The organism is Priestia sp. P5_B4 (assembly GCF_056400385.1).
In genome coordinates this window covers 1-4052 of record NZ_JBFULJ010000316.1, presented here as the reverse complement: position 1 = coordinate 4052, position 4052 = coordinate 1, and the positions used below count along the sequence as shown (strand labels likewise).

Here is a 4052-nt window from a genome sequence, read left to right as displayed (position 1 = left end):
ATACAAGCGGCATTTTATATGGCGAGTTAGAGAGCTTTTCAGCAGAAAAGACTGTGGCATTCGCTGTAACAGCGGGAATGCTTGCTCATACAATCGTAGGCGATACTCCTATGTCATCCCAGTACGATATACAAAAAGCGATGACAGAATCAGTAGGCGATGTAGAAAGGTAGAGGATGTAATAGTGAACGTATCTCGAAAAAAAGGACCACTGTATTTACAAATAAAAAATATCTTAAAAGATCGAATTTTGCATGGCGTGTATCCCATTCAAACAAATATTCCTTCTGAGCCGCAGCTGGAAGAGGAATTTCAAGTAAGTAAAATTACGGTTCGAAATGCTATTAAAGAACTTGTGAAAGATGGATATTTAGAAACAAAAAGCGGTAAAGGAACAAGAGTTATTCGAAATACATCTATTTCAAGGCTCTCAAAAGGAAAACGCTTTACCGAAGTGTTGGTGGAAAAAGGGCATATCATTCAGAAAAAGTTGCTTGGGGCGGAGACAATTAAAAATGCACCAGAAACAACTTTATATACGCTGTTTGGTGAGCAATGTATTCAAATAGAACGTCTTTACTATTTAGATAATGAACCTTATATTCATTACACGCATTATTTAACCATGCAACGTATGGAAGGGATAGAATTAACACACTTAAATGCACAGTCGTTATACGATTTGATTGAAGAACAAGATATTACATTGGAGAAATTTCGAGATCAGTTTGCTGTTGCAAAAGCTGATTCTTATGTAGGCGAAAGACTGAATGTGCAGGCCGGAGAAGCGCTATTAAAGAGATCACGGTATTCATATGATGAAGAAGGAAATATCATCGAATACAGTGAGGGCTATTATAATACAGAGATGCAGCAATACATTGTGAATTACGATATTTAAGAAGTGCGAGAAGAATACATATTCTTTTCGTCTGAAAAATGAGAGCGTTTACTAAATGGGGGAAAAGAGGAATTTAGTATGGATATGTATCTATTGCTTGTGACATGCCTAGCAATTGTTATTGTTGTATTAGGAGTCTCTTGGTGGAAGTGGCATGCTTTTATTAGCTTAACCGTTGCCAGTTTATTTCTGGCTATTATGTCAGGGCTTTCGATGGACAAAATTGTGGGGGCTTATGAAACAGGAGTCGGCAGTGTTTTAGGTCACCTTGTTGGAATCTTGGCGCTTGGAACGATTTTAGGGAAAATGATGTCAGACTCAGGGGCTGGCATGCAGGTGGCGGAGTTTTTCATTAGGTTTTTTGGAATCAAAAAGTTGCCATGGGCGATGCTCTTTGCTGGTTTTATAATAGGTATTCCAGTTTTTTTTGAAGTTGGAATTGTTATTTTACTGCCGTTAGTGATTTCTATTCATAAAACAACAAGACAAAATATTCTATTAATTGCACTGCCTGTAATTGCAGGCCTATCGATTGTACATGGTCTTGTGCCCCCCCACCCGGGAGCGATGACAGCCATTGGAATATATGATGCAGACTTAGGAAAAGTTTTGCTCTATTCATTGATTATTGCTCTTCCAKCAGCAATAGTAGCAGGGCCTGTATTCGCAAAATGGGTGCATAAACGTGTGATTCCTGAAGGGGAACCTGAATTAATTCGTATCAGCACTTCATCTGAAAAATTACCTAACACAGGTATTTCATTTTTCATTATCTTATTACCTGTGTTATTAATGGTGTTATCTGTTATGGCTCCGTATATACCGCTTTCTAGCTTTTTAACTAAATTTTTTGTATTTATCGGCAGCCCTGTCATCGCACTTTTAATTTCTTGCTTTGCCGCATTTTATCTTTTGGGCATGCGTCAGGGAATGAAGAAAGATATAATTAAAAGATTAGTAGAAGAATCATTGCTTCCGGTTGGATCTATTATTTTAATTATTGGAGCTGGAGGGGGATTTAAACAAATTTTAATTGATAGCGGTGTAGGTACATCAATTGCTCAAATGTCTGAGCAAATATCGCTTTCTCCTATTGTCTTAGCATTTATGGTAGCAGGATTAATTCGTATTGCTACCGGATCGGCAACCGTTGCATTAACAACAGCTGCCGGCATTGTTTCACCAATCATTGTGCATATGTCTGGAGTCAATCTGGAACTGCTGGTTATTGCGACAGGAGCAGGATCACTAATGTTCTCTCATGTAAATGATGCAGGCTTTTGGCTAGTAAAAGAATATCTAGGTCTAACAGTAAAAGAGACGTTTAAAACATGGACGGTACTAGAAACACTGCTTTCGTTTATTGCTTTTGGAGGCGTTCTATTATTTGATGTTTTTATTTGAAAATTTCCTCCTTCTGATTATTTTGGAAGGAGGTTTACTAGTTGACTTGATATATAGTATTTGTAGAATAAGGAGGCAATGTATATGACCTGGTTAAAAGAAATACTTGGAACAGAAAAAGCTATTATTGCTATGTGTCACTTGTTACCGCTGCCTGGAGATCCATATTTTAATAGTGAAAAAGGTATGGACTATGTAGTAGAAATGGCAAGAAAGGATTTGCATGCTCTTCAAGAAGGCGAAGTAGATGCTATTATGTTTTCAAATGAGTTTAGCATGCCGTATTTAACGGATGTTAAAACGGAAACTGTAGCTGCGATGGCACGAATTATAGGTGAATTGATGTCGGAAATTAAAGTGCCCTTTGGAGTAAATGTATTGTGGGATGCTAAGAAATCTTTGGATTTAGCGGCTGCTACTGGTGCTAAGTTTGTTAGAGAAATTTTTACAGGCGTATATGCAAGTGATTTTGGTACTTGGAATACCAACGTTGGAGAAACAATTAGACATCAGCATCGAATTGGGGCCAAAAACGTTAAATTATTATATAATGTTGTTCCTGAATCTGCTGCGTATTTAGCTGAGCGGGAAATTGAAAGTATTGCTGCATCTACGGTATTTAACAATCGACCAGATGCGCTATGTGTATCTGGATTAACAGCAGGGGCCAAGACGGATGTGCAGTTATTAATGCGCGTAAAGGAGGCTGTTCCTAATACAATTTTACTTGCTAATACAGGAGTTAATTTCACTAATTTCAAAGAACAGTTATCTATTGCTGATGGGGCAGTTGTAGGTACAACATTTAAATACGACGGTAAATTTGAAAACCATGTGGATGTTGACCGTGTAAAAAGATTTATGGACAAAGTAAAATTTTTTCGTGACAATCTTTAAACGACAAAAAGGGTAAAGGTGAATCAGTTAGCTTTTAGTTTTGATACGGATGCTGTAATTGTCCACAGTGCACCTGTATACCTCATCTGTAATAAAGGCATATTTAAAAAGAGATAGCAATAGATGAGAATATACAGCTTAGTTTCATTGGAGTAATAGCTAAAAGAAAATGGACAATATTAAAAGAGAAATTTTCATTGATCCCGCCCAATCTGAAGAATACAAATTCTCTGTTTAATTAATTTTTATTATAGTGGTGATCTAATGAAAAATGAGCCTTTTCATATTAATTAGTATCTTAACTGTGCAAATCAAACGTAAGAAGCAGTTCTGTAATTAGAGCTGTTTTTTTATTGCCCAAAAGCTATAGGTCAGGGGGGAAATAAAAAACAGAATGTTGGATAGCATAATGATAAGTAAATGTACAATGAGTATGCTCTCTTTTCAAAGAAACAGACGTACTCAACAAAGCTGAAGAAGCGGAGGGAAGTAACAGTGCCTGACAAACCTAGTATTACCTCAAGCGAAATTGGGACGCTGTGGATGACATATCAGCAGAAAACGTTAATTATTTGCTTGTTAGATTATATGATTGAACATGCGGATGATGAAGATGCTAAAACAATTATGACGGACTTGCGTGAGCAGCTCATTATATACATACGAAAAATAAAAACAATATTTGAAAAAGAAGGAGCGGTAGTGCCAACGGGGCTTTCATCTCAAGACGTAAATGTACAGGCTCCAAAACTATTTACTAACGGATTTGATATTATGTTTCTTCGTGTCATCAAAGAAATTAGTATGGGGATGTATACATTAAGTTTAGGCAAGGCCTACAGAGAAGATG

At 36.9% G+C, this 4052-nt stretch carries 4 protein-coding genes and 1 pseudogene; all 5 read left to right on the top strand.

What is annotated here, in order from left to right; translation table 11 throughout:
* Positions 1 to 173 (top strand): annotated as a pseudogene (locus AC1DRF_RS18300) (sugar kinase); the annotation flags it as partial.
* Positions 174 to 184: 11 nt separating this feature from the next.
* On the top strand, positions 185 to 901 hold the full coding sequence (locus AC1DRF_RS18295) for a GntR family transcriptional regulator (protein WP_427075414.1): 717 nt from the start codon (positions 185 to 187) through the stop codon (positions 899 to 901).
* Between the two features lie 78 nt (positions 902 to 979).
* Positions 980 to 2305 (top strand): GntP family permease, encoded by a 1326-nt coding sequence (locus AC1DRF_RS18290; RefSeq protein ID WP_477741339.1) that lies wholly within the window; start codon positions 980 to 982, stop codon positions 2303 to 2305.
* An 84-nt stretch (positions 2306 to 2389) separates the two neighbouring features.
* Positions 2390 to 3202 (top strand): BtpA/SgcQ family protein, encoded by an 813-nt coding sequence (locus tag AC1DRF_RS18285; RefSeq protein WP_097823924.1) that lies wholly within the window; start codon positions 2390 to 2392, stop codon positions 3200 to 3202.
* Positions 3203 to 3697: 495 nt separating this feature from the next.
* A partial coding sequence (locus AC1DRF_RS18280) for a DUF3231 family protein (RefSeq protein WP_477741338.1) occupies positions 3698 to 4052 on the top strand: 355 nt, incomplete at its 3' end.

What these genes read in the sequence shown, in the direction of transcription:
- AC1DRF_RS18285 (WP_097823924.1), top strand. Translation starts at nt 2,390, where the DNA reads ATGACCTGGTTAAAAGAAATACTTGGAACAGAAAAAGCTATTATTGCT.